Annotated in this window: 19 protein-coding genes and 4 tRNA genes; 9 read left to right on the top strand and 14 right to left on the bottom strand. The window is 44.9% G+C overall.

Annotated elements, in window-relative coordinates; translation table 11 throughout:
• Window positions 1-72 precede the first annotated feature (72 nt).
• From QUA40_RS16240 to QUA40_RS16225, 4 genes are all read right to left on the bottom strand, one after another.
• Window positions 73-143: transfer RNA gene (locus QUA40_RS16240), tRNA-Met, on the bottom strand.
• A gap of 103 nt (window positions 144-246) precedes the next feature.
• A tRNA-Cys gene (locus tag QUA40_RS16235) sits at window positions 247-320 on the bottom strand.
• Window positions 321-395: transfer RNA gene (locus QUA40_RS16230), tRNA-Glu, on the bottom strand.
• A gap of 4 nt (window positions 396-399) precedes the next feature.
• A tRNA-Asp gene (locus QUA40_RS16225) sits at window positions 400-473 on the bottom strand.
• A gap of 494 nt (window positions 474-967) precedes the next feature.
• On the opposite strand from QUA40_RS16225, the gene QUA40_RS16220 reads away from it, so the two are divergent.
• Window positions 968-1,792 (top strand): biotin--[acetyl-CoA-carboxylase] ligase, encoded by an 825-nt coding sequence (locus QUA40_RS16220; RefSeq protein ID WP_333127546.1) that lies wholly within the window; start codon window positions 968-970, stop codon window positions 1,790-1,792.
• Between the two features lie 77 nt (window positions 1,793-1,869).
• On the opposite strand, the gene QUA40_RS16215 is transcribed toward QUA40_RS16220, so the two are convergent.
• Together QUA40_RS16215 and pdxA are read right to left on the bottom strand one after the other, a co-directional pair.
• The gene (locus QUA40_RS16215) at window positions 1,870-5,481 is read right to left on the bottom strand and encodes an OmpA family protein (protein WP_333127544.1); all 3,612 of its coding nucleotides are present in this window, start codon (window positions 5,479-5,481) and stop codon (window positions 1,870-1,872) included.
• A 120-nt stretch (window positions 5,482-5,601) separates the two neighbouring features.
• Window positions 5,602-6,699, bottom strand: coding sequence for a 4-hydroxythreonine-4-phosphate dehydrogenase PdxA (gene pdxA / locus QUA40_RS16210; RefSeq protein ID WP_333127542.1), 1,098 nt, complete (start codon window positions 6,697-6,699; stop codon window positions 5,602-5,604).
• 70 nt (window positions 6,700-6,769) lie between these two features.
• Here pdxA and petM point away from each other — a divergent pair, with 70 nt between their 5' ends.
• The 3 genes from petM to QUA40_RS16195 all read left to right on the top strand — a co-directional run bounded on the left by petM (window position 6,770) and on the right by QUA40_RS16195 (window position 8,968).
• Complete coding sequence (gene petM / locus QUA40_RS16205) at window positions 6,770-6,874, top strand: cytochrome b6-f complex subunit PetM (protein WP_172189541.1); 105 nt, start codon at window positions 6,770-6,772, stop codon at window positions 6,872-6,874.
• 197 nt (window positions 6,875-7,071) lie between these two features.
• On the top strand, window positions 7,072-8,049 hold the full coding sequence (locus QUA40_RS16200; RefSeq protein ID WP_333127540.1) for an NmrA family NAD(P)-binding protein: 978 nt from the start codon (window positions 7,072-7,074) through the stop codon (window positions 8,047-8,049).
• 1 nt (window position 8,050) lies between these two features.
• Complete coding sequence (locus QUA40_RS16195; RefSeq protein WP_333127538.1) at window positions 8,051-8,968, top strand: NAD(+) kinase; 918 nt, start codon at window positions 8,051-8,053, stop codon at window positions 8,966-8,968.
• Window positions 8,969-9,051: 83 nt separating this feature from the next.
• On the opposite strand, the gene QUA40_RS16190 is transcribed toward QUA40_RS16195, so the two are convergent.
• The 6 genes from QUA40_RS16190 to QUA40_RS16165 all read right to left on the bottom strand — a co-directional run bounded on the left by QUA40_RS16190 (window position 9,052) and on the right by QUA40_RS16165 (window position 12,082).
• A complete protein-coding gene (locus QUA40_RS16190) occupies window positions 9,052-9,621 on the bottom strand; it encodes a hypothetical protein (protein ID WP_333127536.1) in 570 nt (189 codons plus the stop codon).
• Between the two features lie 211 nt (window positions 9,622-9,832).
• Entirely contained in the window at window positions 9,833-10,102 is a 270-nt protein-coding gene (locus tag QUA40_RS16185) for a hypothetical protein (protein ID WP_333127533.1), read from the bottom strand.
• Between the two features lie 144 nt (window positions 10,103-10,246).
• Entirely contained in the window at window positions 10,247-10,558 is a 312-nt protein-coding gene (locus tag QUA40_RS16180) for a DUF5615 family PIN-like protein (protein ID WP_333127531.1), read from the bottom strand.
• Window positions 10,555-10,785 (bottom strand): DUF433 domain-containing protein, encoded by a 231-nt coding sequence (locus QUA40_RS16175; protein WP_006634608.1) that lies wholly within the window; start codon window positions 10,783-10,785, stop codon window positions 10,555-10,557. Before QUA40_RS16175 ends, QUA40_RS16180 begins: the two co-directional genes overlap by 4 nt.
• Window positions 10,786-10,928: 143 nt before the next feature.
• On the bottom strand, window positions 10,929-11,840 hold the full coding sequence (gene era / locus QUA40_RS16170; RefSeq protein WP_333127550.1) for a GTPase Era: 912 nt from the start codon (window positions 11,838-11,840) through the stop codon (window positions 10,929-10,931).
• A 68-nt stretch (window positions 11,841-11,908) separates the two neighbouring features.
• Window positions 11,909-12,082: a hypothetical protein gene (locus QUA40_RS16165; protein WP_333127529.1), complete on the bottom strand. Its 174-nt coding sequence runs from the start codon at window positions 12,080-12,082 to the stop codon at window positions 11,909-11,911.
• A 266-nt stretch (window positions 12,083-12,348) separates the two neighbouring features.
• Between QUA40_RS16165 and QUA40_RS16160 the strand changes: the two genes are divergently transcribed.
• Complete coding sequence (locus tag QUA40_RS16160; protein ID WP_333127526.1) at window positions 12,349-12,780, top strand: hypothetical protein; 432 nt, start codon at window positions 12,349-12,351, stop codon at window positions 12,778-12,780.
• A 441-nt stretch (window positions 12,781-13,221) separates the two neighbouring features.
• Here the strand turns inward: QUA40_RS16160 and QUA40_RS16155 are convergent, their stop codons facing one another.
• A complete protein-coding gene (locus tag QUA40_RS16155; protein ID WP_333127524.1) occupies window positions 13,222-13,494 on the bottom strand; it encodes a hypothetical protein in 273 nt (90 codons plus the stop codon).
• 141 nt (window positions 13,495-13,635) lie between these two features.
• On the opposite strand from QUA40_RS16155, the gene QUA40_RS16150 reads away from it, so the two are divergent.
• The 4 genes from QUA40_RS16150 (at window position 13,636) to QUA40_RS16135 (ending at window position 16,333) form a co-directional block, all read left to right on the top strand.
• A complete protein-coding gene (locus QUA40_RS16150) occupies window positions 13,636-14,310 on the top strand; it encodes an NUDIX hydrolase (RefSeq protein ID WP_333127522.1) in 675 nt (224 codons plus the stop codon).
• A gap of 68 nt (window positions 14,311-14,378) precedes the next feature.
• A complete protein-coding gene (locus tag QUA40_RS16145; protein WP_333127520.1) occupies window positions 14,379-15,134 on the top strand; it encodes an ATP-binding cassette domain-containing protein in 756 nt (251 codons plus the stop codon).
• A 53-nt stretch (window positions 15,135-15,187) separates the two neighbouring features.
• Window positions 15,188-15,649, top strand: coding sequence for a DUF29 domain-containing protein (locus tag QUA40_RS16140; protein ID WP_333127518.1), 462 nt, complete (start codon window positions 15,188-15,190; stop codon window positions 15,647-15,649).
• A gap of 33 nt (window positions 15,650-15,682) precedes the next feature.
• Window positions 15,683-16,333, top strand: a complete 651-nt coding sequence (locus QUA40_RS16135) for an ABC transporter permease (RefSeq protein WP_333127516.1) — start codon at window positions 15,683-15,685, stop codon at window positions 16,331-16,333.
• An 18-nt stretch (window positions 16,334-16,351) separates the two neighbouring features.
• Here QUA40_RS16135 and QUA40_RS16130 read toward each other — a convergent pair whose 3' ends face one another.
• On the bottom strand, window positions 16,352-16,951 hold the full coding sequence (locus QUA40_RS16130; RefSeq protein WP_333127514.1) for a DUF1802 family protein: 600 nt from the start codon (window positions 16,949-16,951) through the stop codon (window positions 16,352-16,354).
• Window positions 16,952-17,026 lie beyond the last annotated feature (75 nt).

The raw sequence follows: 17,026 nt of genomic DNA, 5'->3' as shown, positions 1-17,026 counted from the left end.
GAGTTTCACACGTTTGAGCTTGTTAAGAAAGTCCCTCTTGACTTTCTATCGCTCTTCTTAACTTGTCACCAATGGCAGCGGCGGGATTTGCACCCGCATTGACCAATGTATGAACTTGGCGCTTTACGATTAAGCTACGCTGCAATGTCACTTTCGCTTCGTTCCTTTTCAAAGTTAAAAAAATTAATTAAAAAACTGTTAGTTGAATCTTTTAATTTCTATTTTTTAATTTCTGATTGGGAACAGAGGTTAGGGCGGGATTTGAACCCGCGAAAATCGGTTTTGCAGACCGACGCTTTGAGCCACTCAGCCACCTAACCTGGGAGTCCCGACGAGGTTTGCACTCGCAATCTTCTCCTTGAGGGGGAGACGGCTTGACTTTTGCCTACGGGACTTTGACGGGAGTAACGAGACTTGAACTCGCAACCTTTCGCTCGACAGGCGACTGCTCTGACCGGTTGAGCTATACCCCCGCGAAAATGAACAATATTTTGTCCTTGAATTACTGAAGTTTGGACGGGTGGCGGTTGATTCCGCGTACTACAAGCCGCTCGGGCTATTGTTGCCGGAGTCTACACCGCCAATGTCCACAATTATGTGACACGATTAACTTCCTATTCAGTTTTCAAGGTTCATGTTGCTCGTGGGGTAAGGCTTTGAAGCTCTTTCCCCTTCGCCATACATTTATACTACATTACGTATTACAAGACTGTCAAGGGGGTAATACAACTTTTTTTTAAATTGGGTTTTTTAAAGGGGTGTAGATCGCTCCAACAACCCTCTGTATCCCCCAAAATCCTTATAAATCAAGAGATTTGGCGGCTAAACTGATGTTTTGGCGTAAGGTAAATCTGATGCTGAAACTGTACTACACTCCAATTTCTCTGAATTCTCGCCGTCGCGCGAGGTGGCACTTCTGGAAAATGCGATAATCAGCTTTTAGATATCAAATACTACAAATCAAACCTTGTCTGAATTGCCCTTAACTCCCGTGCCCGCAACCCCACAACCCGATCGCCCAAACCTCCCTCAGTGGCTACACTCCTTGGATACCTGCCCCAGTACCAACAGTTGGGCGATCGCCCGCGCGGCCCAACTCCACCACGGAGATGCAGTATTTACCAAGCGGCAAACCAGCGGGCGCGGCCAACACGGGCGCACCTGGCACGCCCCAAGCGGTGTCTTGACTGTTAGTTTTGTACTCGAAAACCTCAGCCCCACTCTGTTGCCGGGACTCAGTTTAGCAGCGGGTTTAGCTGTGATTTTCGCGATCGAAGATTTGGTTCCCGACTGTCGCGATATGCTGCGCCTGAAATGGCCAAACGATGTCTGGATCGATCGCCACAAATTAGCCGGAATTCTCTGCGAAGCCACCAACGGCAATGTTTCTGGCAAAACTCGCGCCGTTGTGGGAATTGGACTCAACCGCTGCGTAGATTTTGCGGCTGCGGGATTGGATGAAATGGCGATCGGCAATGCGGTAAGCTTGCATTCTATTGCTAGTACAGTACCAGATGAACTGTGTTTGGTCGATCGACTGCGGCACTATTTACTCGAACTAGCCGATATGTTTTCTACTACCGACAAGCCAGCCTCCAAGTCCGGTTTAGCGCTACTTTTGCCCGAATTGCGCCGCCGCGATGCGTTGATTGGCTGCCCGGTGGCGATCGAACTTCCGTCGGAAACCATCTGCGGAGAAGCCGCCGGCATTGACGGAAGCGGTCGCTTGTTAGTATGCTTGGCGGGCGATCGAATACAAGCCTTTACCTCCGGCCGAGTTCGATTAATTTAAGAGTCAGTTGTCAGTTGTCATCACTCAACGCCGTCAACAGTCAACTGTCAACAGTCAACTGTCAACAATTCGCAATTTTAATTTATCACCTCAAATACTACCAATCTGCTGAGCCACAGTGGTTGATTTGCCTCCACACCTTCAGGACGACCCTTAGTAGAAGCAACTTGTATTCTGTTGCCATTTATCCCTTGTCTAACCAAAATACCTTTCACATTTGTCGCCCTTTCCAGTGCCAACTTTTGATTTTCTACCGGAGTGCTTTTAAAATCGCTGTAGCCCACTATCCTTAAATTCTTCGTGCTATTTTTCTCCATATATTCCTTGATTTTACTAAGCTTTTCTGCTACGTCTTTCGCCTGCAAACTTGCCGAACCTGCATCGAAATACACGCGAACTGGCATTATTATCTTTGGTGGCAGTGGAGTTCCTATTATCACTGTATTTGTTACCGACTTCACCCCCGGAATTTTCTCAAAAGCTTGAGTTATTTTCTGAGCATCTGGCACTTTGCTTACGCTGCCTGCAACTGCAACTTTTCCCTCTGCATAGCGAGCCGAGATATCAATGCTTTCTACTTTATTCAAAAGAGCTGCCGTCCGCTTGACATCAGCTTCGACTAAAACCGGATCGGGAGGCACTTCAACGGCTATAATTTTATTTTCAATTCTTGATTTGGGAGCCGCTTGCTGAGCTATTTTTTCCGCTTTCGATCGCAGCTTTTGATTCGGCACTCGTCCAGAAATCTCCAATATTTTATCTTTAACATTTGCCGCGAGGCGATAAACCGATAACTCAGGAGCGGATTGTAAAGCTAAATTCGTATCTGCTTCTAAGCTCGCTTCAACTCCGCTGCGGTATTGATGAATTCCCCAAGGTACGCCAATTAAACCTAACGCTGCCAAACAGATAATTGGTAAAATTGACCGTTTAGGAGATTTAACTTTTACCTCTGTATCGATTAATTTTTGCAAGTTCGAGTTTACTTCTGCCGGCACAGTGGCTGGATCGCCGTTAAATGACTGGATTTGATCCCCGTATTCTTGAACAATCTTTTTGAATATCGATCGCATTTTGTACTTAAACCACTGGCGGGTTTCTCCTTGCATCACTACTGCCAGATAACACGAACCCGCAACTTCCAATACTATGGTAGATGTGCCGTATTCTATAGCATCAATCTCTGCAATATTTCCCGACTGAGATATGCAATCGTTGACAAAAGCCCGAATAGCAGTCAGCATCCCCGCTACCATATCTGATTCTAGCTGTTCGCGTTCAGACTTCTGCACTGCTGAAATTACTAATCCCGATTGTGTTTGAATTAAAAAAACAGCTTTAACACTCAGTGGTGTTGTTTCTTTCATCAGCAATTCTGCTTCAGAAATGCCCTGCAATTTTGCTTTAATTTTGCGACTAATTCCCTCTGGACTTAAAGCTGATTCGAGTTTTTCATTAATCTCCCCCATCATCTCGGCGATGTATTTTAAAATCGTGCTGCCGATGATCGGATAAAGTGCATCCGACATTGCTTCTCGCTTGAGATGAATTTGCTGTTTGATAGCAGCGGCCATTTCCGGCGCGATCGCCATTGCAATTTCATCGGGAGATTCACTCATTCTGTGGCTGATTCCCACAGTCAGAGCCGGCGATATGGCTACTCCCATCGATTGTCTGTTTTCTCTGGTTTTCGTATTAATTATTTCATCAATTATCGGACTTATGGTTTCGACAAATGATTGTCTCGACTCATTAATGGTTTGGAGCATCATTTCGGGAAACATGATTTTAATTCGGGCGAGTAATTCTTCCCGATTGCCTCCCCATTCCGCATCAGTAATTTTGCGATCGAGTTCCCCTACTTTATCGTTGAGTCTGTAATTATAACTTACAACTTCATCTAACAATGGTAAAATAGATTCGATGACCGACTTTTGTAGTTGGGCGTGATGGCTAACCATCAGCTCGTCAATTAAAGGTTTCAGTAAATCGGTAAACAAGTCTGTCGATTCATAAATCCGGTGTTCGATCGCCACAATCTGTTGTTCGATCTTCGCGAGTCTTTGATCGATCCTTTTATTCTGAATGATGGCATCAACAGCCGGGGCGATCGCAGATTCTATCTCTAGCTTTGCTTCTCCGATGTTTCGAGACAGCATTTCTACAATCACTGGCATTATTCTTGCCATCAACCCTTCTATCTCGGCTAAAACTTGCTGCTGAACTTCGACAATCTTAGTTTCATTATTTAATATATGGGCTGCAATACCGCTGTTTTGAATAGCCGTGTTGACACCAGGTGCGATCGCCTCTCTCACCTCTAACTTTGTCTCCTCGATTTTCCGGTTCAGCGACTCAATCATTAACGGCATTAACCTTGCCATTATATCTTCCGGCTGAGATTTTTGCTGTCGCTGAAGATTATTAAGTCTACTTTCTACATCGCTCAATTTTCCTTGAACTTCTCTTTGAAGAATTGCTGATTGTATCAAAGGTTCAATCGTCGCTGCTACTTGTAATTTTGATTCATCTATTTTCTGATTCAGCAAGTCAGTTATTGCCGGCATTAGCATCGCCATTATCTCTTCCGGCTTCTGAATTGGCGACTGTTGCGTAGCCAGTCGGCGTTCGATGATGCTCAATACTTTTTCTTCTATTTCTACCCAAGCTATTCTTACCTGTACTGAGGGGGTAACAGCTTCTACAATCTCTGATTTTAATTCACTAATTTTGCGGTTCAGCAATTCGCTAACTACTGGTACTAGCTGCTTGATTAAATCTTCAGGTTGCTGCTGGTAACGCTGCTGAATATTCGCAACTCTATCTTCAATTCTTACTACCTGTTCTTCAAGTCCGTTTTGATTGTGAATTACTTGATTGACTTTTGGTGCGATCGCCGAAGCTACCTCTAACTTAGACTCTTCTACCTTACGCTTGAGCAACTCGCCCACCACCAACATCACCCGTTGCATTAACTGTTCTGAATTCGGCAGTGGCTGCTGGTTGAAGTTAACAATTTTATTTTCCAAATCCGCTATTTTTGTCTGCAATTCGAGCCGATTAACTTGATCACTGCTAGCGAGTGCGATCGCCTTGTTTAATTCCGACTTCAACCCCTCTAATTCATCTCTCACTAACTCAGGAATTAACGGTTTCAGTAAAGTCATCAACTCTTGGGGTTGCGACATCAAATTCTCAAAATTTTCTAACCTTTGTTCCACGCTCAAAACATTACTGTAAAATTCCGGTAAATCCCTTTCAAACAGCAGTTCTTGCAACCGCTTAAACTCTTCTACTGCTTGTTCTAATTCTTCCTCCGACGGCCGATTTTTTTTAGATACCTTTCCGGCTATCGATAAATCGGGTTCCTCATTATTGTTTTCTCGTCTTTGAGAGGGGATCTCTTCATCATTAGTTAATACTTCCGGTACAATACTCGGTGATTCGATTAGGAAAGACAATTGTTTGCGCCGATTTTCCTCATCCTCTAATCGCTGAACCGACTTTTCCGAAAGCGGTAATTTCAGCTCGCTTTGCTCTTTTTTGGATTTTTTCAATAACTGAAATTCCGTCAGTATGGTTAGCAATTCCTGAAGTTGCTCTCCAGCTTTAGAACTTGCCAGAGTTGCATCAGAAACCTCTTTTTCTGACTGATATATTTTGCCTGAATTATCATTAGATTCTGCCATACTGAGCTACCAAAAGTTGATTTTTATCGACCGAAGAAAATTACCAGCTTGCTTGCCGCCTCACCCCAGCGAAAATCAATAGGAATGACACAATTTTTCCAAGCGTCAGGCGTACTAAAGCTATCGCCTTATTTTAACTGCTGTTCGGCGACTAGCCAACTGAGCCGCTAACTGCAATGCTGCCTTCATGCTGGAGGCATCCGCAATCCCTTGACCTACAATATCAAAAGCTGTGCCGTGATCCGGAGAGGTGCGGACAAAAGGCAAGCCAATTGTAGTGTTGACTGCTTTATCGAAAGCCATCAATTTTACTGGAATCAACCCCTGGTCGTGGTACATTGCCAAGTAACCGTCGTGAGCTTCCTTGGCTAAACCGTACCAAACTTTAGCCGGTTTTACCCACAGGGTATCGGGGGGGACTGGCCCGTCTAACTGCACTTGAGGAAAGCGATCGCGCTGCGTTTCCAACCAAGGTATCATCCAGTCTTGCTCTTCATTTCCGAGTTTGCCATTTTCGCCACTGTGAGGATTTAAGCCAGAAATCGCAATTTTCGGTCTTTCCAGCCCAAAATCTTCCCGCAAACAGTCTATCAGTAATTCTAGTTTTTCACTCAGTAATTCTGGACTCAAAGCATCGGGGACTTGACGCAGAGAAATATGTGTGGTAGCTAGTAAAGTTACGAGCGTCCAGCCACTGTGGGGAGATGTAGCGGCAAACAGCATTCCGAATCGCTGCGATTTTGCTCTTTCTGCGAGGAGTTCTGTTTGTCCGGGATAATTGTAACCTGCCTCCTGCCAGCAAGTTTTGGAAATCGGGCCTGTCACGATCGCGGAGAATTCGCCGGCGATGGTACGGGCGATCGCACTTTCCATGTAAGCAAAGCTAGCCGCCCCGCTAGCTGCACTCCCGACACCTGGGACAATTTCGCCCCACTTGCTGTCTGGTTCGATATCAATAATATTTAATGTTTCGGGATTTGCCGCTTCTGCTGCTGGATTGCTTGATCGCAACTTATCGTAAGTTTGCTGCAAAACTATCCTAGAACCTATAACCGTTACCATCAAACCAGCAGCCGGATCTGCCAATGCCTTGAGAATCACTTCCGGGCCAATTCCCGCCGGATCTCCCAGAGTTACAGCTAGTTTTGATTCCCGATCGAGACTCAAGGCAGTTTTCTCCAACAAAATACAGGAATTTCGGCACTGAAATTTTAGCATTCATGTACCTGGTTGCCCCAAATTATATTATCTTTATTTAATGCGATCGCTCAATTAGACATATAAAACCATGAATCCTGAAATTTTCAATGCAGCCTTTTTGTCCTTTTCCCTAATTTTCGTGGGTATAGGTGGAGGCTTCCTCCTGCTCAAATTGCAAGGCGGCGAAGAATAAGTTTTTTTCAACCAATCCTTCAGAAGTCTTCAAACTTCTGCCTTCTAGAGTCTACTTGCTGCCGAAAGTCAGCCTTGTGCAGAATATCTCAAGCCTAAAATGAGAAAATTTCAGGTTTTTGTTAAGTTTTTATAACAAACTTAACCAAAACCTGATACCATCTTATAGAAAGTTTAAGATTCATAATTAATCCCTAGATGACTTTATTGATTTTAGGTGCCACCGGCACTCTCGGCCGCCAAATAGCCCGCCGCGCCCTAGACGAGGGCTACCAGGTGCGCTGTTTAGTCAGAAGTTACAGAAAAGCTGCATTTTTGAAAGAATGGGGCGCTGAACTCGTACCGGGGAACCTTTGCCAGCCAGACAGTCTGCCTCCGGCGCTAGAAGGCGTCAGTGCTATTATCGATGCAGCAACAGCCAGTGCAGCCGATTCAGTCAGCATCAAAAGAGTAGACTGGGACGGAAAAGTATCGCTGATCCAAGCAGCAGCAGCAGCAGGCGTCAAGCGTTACATATTCTTTTCCTTTCTAGACGCGGAGAAATATCCCCAAGTCCCCTTGTTGGAAATCAAGCGCTGTACCGAATTGTTCTTAGCAGAATCCGGTCTAGACTACACAATCTTGAGACCTTGCGGCTTTTTGCAAGGACTACTGAGCCTGTATGCAATGCCGATTTTGGACAATCAGGCAGTCTGGCTGCCCAACAAGCCTTCCGCCCTTGCCTACATGAACACTCAGGACGTTGCTAAATTTGCCGTCCGGGCCCTTTCCGTTCCCGAAACCGAGAAAAAAAGCTTTCCGGTGGTGGGAAATCGCGCTTGGGATGCTGAAGAAATCGTGCGGTTGTGCGAACGGCTATCAGGGAAGCAAGCCAAAATTACGCGCACCCCAGACGCCTTGTTGAAGGCTACTCGTCAATTTGCTAAGTTCTTTCAGTGGAGTTGGAACGTAGCTGACAGATTGGCTTTTTCAGAAGTTTTGGCAGCCGGAAAACCCTTGAAAGCTCCGATGGATGATGTTTACAGTGTCTTCGGAATCGACCCCAAAGAAACTACTACTTTGGAGTCTTATCTCGAAGAATACTTTAATCTGATTATGAAGAAGCTCAAGGAAATAGAGTACGAGCAGCTTAAGACTAAAAAACGGAGTAAACAAAAAATGCCCTTTACATTTTAAAGTGCCGAAAGCAGGAATTATATACAACGATGTTAAACCTGTGGCTTGTCGCATCGCCGCAGAGTTGGAAGACAAGCTGACTGCCCGCGGCTGGGAGGTCTTCTCGGTTTCTGGTTCCGGAGGAATTCTGGGCTATTCTAGCCCCGATCGCCCCCTGTGCCACAACCCGATCGACCAACTCGTCCCCCCCGGTTTTGACAGCGACATGGAGTTTGCAGTGGTTTTGGGTGGCGACGGTACTGTGCTGTCGGCATTTCGCCAAGTCGCTCCGATTGGAGTGCCGCTGCTGACTGTCAATACCGGTCACATGGGCTTTTTAACAGAAACTTACCTGAACTTGCTGCCGCAAGCTTTGGAAAAGGTAATCGCCGGAGAATACGAAATAGAAGAAAGATCAATGCTGGCGGTGCGGCTGTTTCGAGAAAACGACTGCCTCTGGGAAGCCCTTTGTCTCAATGAAATGGTGCTGCACCGGGAACCGCTGACTTGTATGTGTCATTTTGAAGTGGCGATCGGGCAGCACGCCTCTATTGACATTGCCGCAGATGGAGTTATCATCGCAACTCCCACAGGATCGACAGCTTACGCGCTTTCAGCCGGTGGCCCTGTCATTATTCCCGGAGTGCCGGTGTTGCAGTTGCTGCCTATTTGCCCGCATTCAATGGCTTCGCGGGCTTTGGTGTTTTCCAACACCGAGCCGGTCAAGATTTTGCCGGCGAGTCCGAACCGCCTGGTAATGGTGGTAGATGGTAACGGCGGATGTTATGTTCTGCCCGAAGATTGGGTGCAAGTCGAGCGAGCTCAGTACCCAGCCCGCTTTATTCGGGTGCAATCTTTTGAGTTTTTCCACATTTTGCGGGAAAAATTGGGCTGGGGCTTGCCTCACATTGCTAAACCGAGTTCCGTTGAGTTGCCTTGATAGTTGTTGTTGACACTCCCCGACTATCAAGGTACGGGGATTGTTGGCTCAACCAGTTGGCTTGAATGTGTTGGGCAGCTCTTTCATTCAATTAGATCGAAAATGTCCTCCAAGTTTGCTGATGGGCTATAGTCTTCAAACATCTTAATGATATCAACAGCACCTTTAACATTTACACTTGTTTCGTTAGCATCTTTCTTGTTCGATCTTAATTGATAAATTCCTGGATAACGTTTTTTGATACCTTTCATATCTCCATACCATTGGGCTGCTCGGTAAGATTCTTGATCTGGCACTAAACATAAAAAAAAATAAGAATTGATATGTACAATTCGGAATATTATTTTCCCTGGATTGGGTGAATAGACATCACCTCGTGTGGCTCTTAAGACATCTGGCTTGATCTCTTTAATATCTCGTAATGAAGGTCGCAATACCATCGGATCTTTGATTTTGTGAGGAGTTACAAGTAATAAGAAAATACTTAAGCCTTTTGGCTTTGGTTTACCATGAAGAATAAAGTCTACGCATTTCTCTAAACTAGATTTGTCGGGTGAGTCATGGATGCGAGCAGAGTTGTATGAGATTTTGAGTAACCAGCGAGCGAGCCTGTCAAAATCGTATGTAAACCTCTTGGACTGCCCCAAAGCCACATAGTTACATATATAGGGCTTGCTGAATAAAACTAGAAGCTATGACTGCCAGGGGTTTCAAGACTTTTAAACCCAAAAAAGTGCAAGGTTATGACGTTTGTCGGCTCAAAATCCTTGGATTTCGGTGGAAAATTGTGGAGTAAATTTGGGACACCCATCTCCGAATCTCCCATTTTTAAAGCTGTTTGGCACTTAGATTCGATTTGTGGACTTATTCAGCAAGCCCTATATATCTCTTGTAAATCTCGTTAAAATAACCATCTAGATTTGACAGAACTCCATTATTGCAAACAGCACATACATCTTTAATACTTGGCTCTCCATCCACAAAATTATTGATTTTTGCTAAGAACCTCTTACTACGCTCTGGTTTGCGTTCATCCTTTTTGTGGTCAAGTAATGACTTAGGAAACAAATGCTCTTTGGTTAAACGGCTTTGTCTTTTACAAAAGGCACAGACACGAATCATGTTATCAGACATATACTAGCAGGCAAACTTAGGGAAATTATTCAGATTCTTTATAGGAACTAGGCAGAGTTGTAAGAGTTAGAGTATGACGGGGCTGGCAAGCTAACTTATAATTATAGCGCAGTTGCGGTACAATTATGATAAAGCAAGCAGCGATCAATTCTCGTCTTCATAAAATAATTTGATGGCGTTAAAATCCCGACGTAGCAAATTTTCAACTTGCAATGTCGAACAGTTTCCAAGGCAAAGCCAAATAACTTTCGGTGGATTCCCAAATACTAAGCTCAGGTCGTGCATATCCGCGTCTTTCGAGACAATCATCAGATTATTGTCTTTTGCATAATCCCAAACTATTGGGTCGATCGTTGCTTTCATGCCCACATCTCGAACGTGAAGCGAATTTGGGAAAATATCGCTCAAACGATTCGGCAACTTGGGCGACAAATTTTCATCAAAAAGTAATTTCATGCCGATAAGGTCGCGGTCATAAATCGACGCTCGCGGTCAGCAGCATAAGCTATGCAGGCTTTTAAATCTTCTCGTGTCAAATCGGGAAAATCGTCGAGAATTTCTGCTTCGGTCATCTCGGAAGCCAGGTACTCAAGCACTTCATAAACCGTAATTCGCAAGCCGCGCACACAAGGCTTACCACCGCGTTTATTTGCTTCGATCGTGATGTGGTTTCGGTAGTTCATAGTTGGAATTATCGTTATTGTGTTCTCGACCTTTGCAAAAACTTAGCCTAGGGCTGCGGATATGGCCAGATTGTCAATCTGGTTTTTAATCTGCTTCTGAGCACATCAGGATTAAGAGAGGGAAACTGCCAACAGATAAAGTTTCACTCTTCCACGCGATAGCCCAATTCCGCCAAACGAGTGCGAGACTGCCGCCACTTCGGCTGCACCTTGACAAATAACTCCAAATACACTTTGCCTTCAATTAATTTTTGAATCTGTTCCCGGGCCGCACTGCCGATCGACTTGAGCATACTGCCGCTTTTACCGATTAAAATGCCTTTTTGGGAATCCCGTTCGACGTGAATTGTCGCCAGAATGCGCGTAATTTTTGCTTCTTCTTGAACGATGTCGATCGCAATTGCTACAGAATGTGGCACTTCTTCCCGCGTCAGCAGCAAAATCTGTTCCCGAATCAATTCGCCCATAATAAAGCGTTCCGGCTGATCTGTGACCAAATCGGGCGGATAATAATAAGGCCCAACCTCCAAATGTTCGATTAACAATTGTTGCAGTGGCTCGACACCCTCGCCCGTGAGAGCGGAAAATTTCACTACAGGCCACTCAGGATTGACAATTTGCTCGTAAGTTCGATCGATCAACACAGAATCCTCCGGTTGTTCGTCCAACTTATTCATCCCCAAAATCACCGGAATTTTGGTATTGCTGAGAATTTCGACAATATATCGATCGCCCCCTCCCGATTCCACCGAACCATCCACCACAAACAGCACCACATCTACCGACTGAATCGCTGTGCGGGCATTCTGCACCAAAACCTTGCCCAATTGGTGATGTGGCTTGTGAATTCCCGGAGTATCGACAAAAATAATTTGTGCTTCATCCGTCGTCAGGATGCCCCGCAGCCTGTTGCGCGTCGTCTGAGACACCGGCGAAGTAATAGCAATTTTCTGCCCCACCAACTGATTCATCAGCGTTGATTTTCCGACATTCGGGCGTCCGACAATACCCACAAAGCCCGATTTGTAACCCGCCGGAGCCACGGGAACACCCATAATGTCCGATACGTCGATAAATTTACTATCTTCCACTAAAATCACCTATTTTCAAGCCCCTTCTGTGTCTATTGTCGCCTGAAAATACTCAAACGCCCATCGATGCACTCTAGCATCTTTCTCGCTTTGGTATAGCCCGCAACACTCAAACCTCGATCGAGCCGCAAACCAGTGTTAAAACGTGATACCCGATCGGCAAAACTTGATATCTGAGACAAAATTTGATAAAGTTCCAATGACATCGCTCAAAAATGAATCATTCTGGTAAAACCGACTCCCAAAGGCTGTAACAACTTCAGATGTGTAAATGTCTAACTCAACTGAAACTATTCTACAGTTTGTCAGGCAAACCAGTTTTAACATTTTTGAGGATGTTTGGTAATAAAATAGGTAGGTTAAACTCAAACTCAAAAGCTCAATGTCATGAGGCGCTTTTTTCATAAAAGCTACTGTTTTTAGAGCCTACCTAATTAGTGCTAATCGTCATAAAGTTGAGGAGATGAATCAGATGAAATCGAAATTATTTTGGAGTTTTTGCACCGTTTTGGTAGCCAGCCTGCCTGTTCCTGGGTTGGCTCAAACAAGCCCTCCAACCAGCCCTCAAGCAGGTTTTGACTACAAAGGCGGCTCGATGAAATACCAGTTGCTACCGGGCATAATCCAGGACAGAACCTTGCCGCGAGCCTTTGATTTTCCAATTATTACCAATGTTGCTACTGACACTAGCATCACCTCGGATTTTCTAATTACCGATCAGTTTAGCGCCCCAGCGGGTCGTACAGAATACACCGGAGCTCTCACCGCCTGGGCAGCATCAATCAGAGAATGTCTCGCCAAACAGCCTCTCTTGATTCGAGCCAGCACTAAGAACCCGGTTCGGATTAATGGCAAACCAGGCACGATTGTTAGAAACGTAAATAACCGTGCAGTTTGCAAATAAACCAGCAATATCACAGGGGCTAAATTGACAGTAATTGCTGTAAGGGCGGGTTCACCAATATCTCCCATGCAAGCATCGATACAGTAAACCCGTCACCGCAGCGATATTGGGGTCAATCGCGGCCAGTTGATATAACTTCCGCTATCTTAAAGATAAAAACTAGAGAGTGTTTTTGAACAAAAAGAGCAATAGGTTTTCTATTGCTCTTTTTGTTGGCGAAATTTCAATTAATATCTATTAAAACTTCTATGATATCGGCTGAAACGACATCATATAAGATGTTTGTAGTGAGGAATGCAAGTCCTTATCAAAGTGTGAGGACTTGCATTCCTCACTGCAAACGACATAATTACGCAGAAACCAGCTTTTTTCCAAAAAATCCCGTGGAACCCGAGGGATATAGATTTTAACACCTGGTTTATGAAAGTTTGTCTGCGTAATTCACGATTTAGTAGCGCAAAATTCATGTGTACTCAGTAAAATTTCGCCATAATCAGGAATCCAAGCTAGCCACTGTTCTTCCGAACATTCACACAACAGCCACGCTTCGTCAAAGCTGAATGCGGTTGGCGGATTGAACAATTTAACCCACATAGAAGGAGCCAATTTGGGGGCAGGTACGGCGCAGCCAAATTTTTCCCAGTCGCGGACACCGGCGAAGCTTCCTGGGGTTGCTTGAGATTGCCAAGTACGAATATCTGTTTGCAGTTGCATAACGACTCCTGTCTAGCTAAGAGTCTGCACCAAGGCGCGGTTGAAACAACGCAGAGCGAAGGCGCAGATAAACTGTGATTATGTAGTCTATGTTACGGAATTATCTAGGAAAATGTGTAGCTTTGTAGCAAAAATTTACAATTGAGAGGAAAAAACAGGCTCAAAGCTGAAAAGGTCGATCGACTATTGTTCAGCTCGGCAGAAATCGCCTACCATAGCAAAGAACATCTGATTTATTTCAAAAATTCCGACATGAACCCAACTGCCAAATCCCAGTGGAAAACTCTAGATCGCTTTGTAGAAATCAACTCTCATTGGGTAAAACTAATCGCCGAACATCTCGAAACAACCGAAGGAAAAACAGTAGAATATTGGCGAGTAGAAAGAGCAGATTCAGTTGTAATCTTGACAATTCAAGCTGGAAAATTGCTATTTCCCACACCGATGTATCGCCCCGGCGTGGCAGAAGCAACCCTCGATTTTCCCGGCGGTCGCGTACCAGCCGAAGCCACGCCAGCAGCAGCCGTTCCAGCTATAATTAAGAGGGAACTAGGCGTGGCCGAAAGTGCGATCGCCCGCCTCGAACCGATCAACACCGTCGGCTGGGCAATAAACAGTTCCTTCTCCAATCAAAAACTCTACGGTTTTGTTGCAGAATTGCACCCTACAGCAACAGTAAACCCCGAGCTGATCGGTGCTGCATATCCTCTCACCCCAGACGGAATTCGCGGCTTGCTCAAAAAATTAACTTGCCTCCAATGTCGAGCCTTACTGCTAGAATGGCAAAATCAAGTTGATTTTAGAGTTGAGATTTGAGATGAGGAATTGTTTTCCGATCCTCGCCACTTTTAAGTTGCTGAAAACCCAAATCACCCAGACTAATCATGCCTCTCAATAATGAAGTTGCTGTCGAATGCCTCGACGTTACATATCGGCTCAACCGCAGGCATTTAGTAGACAAACTCAATTTCAAAGTGCTGCAAGGAGAAGTTTTAGTATTGCTGGGACGCAGCGGTAGTGGCAAAACTACTACCATGAAATTGATTAACAATTTACTAACGCCAAGCAGCGGCGAAATTCTTGTCATGGGAAAACCGACAACTCAGTGGAACCCAATTCAACTACGCCGAAAAATTGGTTATGTGATTCAAGAAATCGGTTTATTTCCCCATTTTACCGTCGAGCAAAACGTCGGTTTAGTGCCAAAATTAGAAGGTTGGGAGGGCGATCGTATTCAATCTCGCGTCCGGCAACTGTTAGAATTAGTCAACCTCGACCCCCAGCACTTCGCAAAACGCTATCCCCATCAGTTATCCGGCGGACAGCGGCAGCGGGTAGGCGTCGCTAGAGCACTGGCCGCTGACCCTCCGATATTGTTAATGGACGAACCGTTTGGTGCTTTAGACCCGATTACTCGTCTGGAATTACAGCGGGAATTCGGTCAATTGCAGCAGCAACTGGGTAAAACTGTGATTTTTGTTACTCACGGCATTCAAGAAGCTTTTTTGTTAGCTTCTAAAATTGGTTTGATGCAAGATGGACGCTTGGTTGAATTGGCATCGCCTGATGAGTTTATGAAATCTCACCATCCAGAAGCTCGGGCATTTCTTGAATGTTTGCAAGTAGCTAGATTGGAATGATTTTAGCAAAATTTTGATAATATAGTTTTAGTAACTAAGCTGATAATCAAACGATGCACAGTCTTTACGAGACAGACTTCTATGCTTGGACGCAAGAACAAGTCAAGTTACTTCGCAAGTGTCAGTGGAGTCAACTTGACTTGCCAAATTTAATTGAGGAGATTGAATCTTTGGGCAAACAGGAACGTCAAGAAGTTAGAAATCGTTTGAGCATTTTGCTGGGACATTTGCTGAAGTGGCAATATCAGCCCCAGCAGCGGAGTCGTAGCTGGCTGTCTACAATTCGAGTGCAGCGGCGGGACACTCAGAGACTGATACAAGATAACCCAAGTCTGAAACCTTACTTGCAAGAAGCTTTCCAAGAAGCTTATCAAAACGGTAGAGATTTGGCAGTAGGAGAAACCGATTTACCTCTTAAAACATTTCCTCAAAATTGCCTTTACAGCTTAGAGGAAATTCTGGATTTTCGCTTCTATCCTGGTGAACCAAGTCCTGAAATGGAAAATGATTTATAAAATGGTCAGCAATTAGTAATAACCAATTACCCGATGATAACTTTTATCAACCGCTATGGCTCAGAGATAATTCAGCGCGCCAGCGAACACTTATATTTAGTAACTGTTGCAATTTTTATCGCTATTAGTGTGGGGATTCCCCTCGGGATTTTAGTCACGAGAAAACCAAAATTTAAAAAGCCCATTTTGGGATTTGCTAATATTATGCAAACAATTCCCAGTTTAGCTTTGTTTGGCTTGCTAATCCCGGTGCCGATAGTGGGTGGAATAGGCGATCGCACGGCAATTATCGCCCTCACTCTGTATTCTTTGCTGCCAATTATCCGCAATACTTATACTGGTATTGTCGGCGTCGATCCAGCGATTACGGAAGCCGGAAGAGGCATGGGGATGACTGATATGCAACTGTTATGGCAAGTGGAAATTCCCCTGGCACTGGGCGTGATTCTGGCGGGCGTGCGAGTTGCCGCAGTAATTGCGATCGGACTTGCAACCATTGCGGCTGCAATTGGTGCCGGCGGCTTGGGGGTGTTTATTTTTCGCGGCGTTGCTACCGTCAACAATCAGTTACTTTTGGCTGGGGCAATTCCGGCGGCTTTGATGGCATTAGCGGCGGATTTTGGGCTGGGTTTGGTAGAAACGCGCCTCTCAAAAAGTACATTAAAAACTATGAATGAGGACTAAAATCCTGACTACAAAGGGTCAGGTTGTGACTTTCGGCAAGCCAGAAGCATTCGGAGGATTCGCTATCAAATTGCGGATTTTATGTGACCGTTCAATATATTCTCGGTCGCTCAAAACAGCTTGGCTTCCCAGCGAAATAGGAGCTGCCAAATCGAGCCAAGAACGGCAACCGCCGTATTCAGGAATGTACGGAATTTCTTTGGTTTCTGCAAGGCGATAAGTCCGCAGCAATAAAATATAAATTGGCTGATTTTGTTTCCATTTCAGGCGATCGCTGACAAATTTTTCATTCCAAATATGGTAAGGAAACAGCGCGGTAATTGCCGGTTCCCAAGCTACCAAAAAAACATCGGTAATCTCGGCCCAACTGCCAATTCTAATAATTTCAGGATGCCAACCAGATTCTACAGTTTTTACCTGACTCGCAAAATCCGGTTTTAATAAATCAGGCTGTTGGTGCTCAAAAGTGGGATACAGCAAAACCTGTTTGTCATTGACATTGAACTGTCCTGCTTGCTCGCGAATGCCCCCCTTCCGCAACAGCACAATCGTTTGGCCTTGTTCCAAAGCATTAACGGCTACATTCCATTCTTTCAGGGCGCGAGTAGTTGATTTCATAGAAATTTTGTCTGGTTTTAACAATAGTAACAATATCGGTCTTCTCAAGCAAGTACAGCCACTTTTTTCTGTTAA

The sequence above is a fragment of the Microcoleus sp. Pol11C3 genome (assembly GCF_036701485.1).
Lineage (GTDB): Bacteria > Cyanobacteriota > Cyanobacteriia > Cyanobacteriales > Microcoleaceae > Microcoleus.
This window is presented reverse-complemented; position numbering and strand designations above follow the sequence as displayed.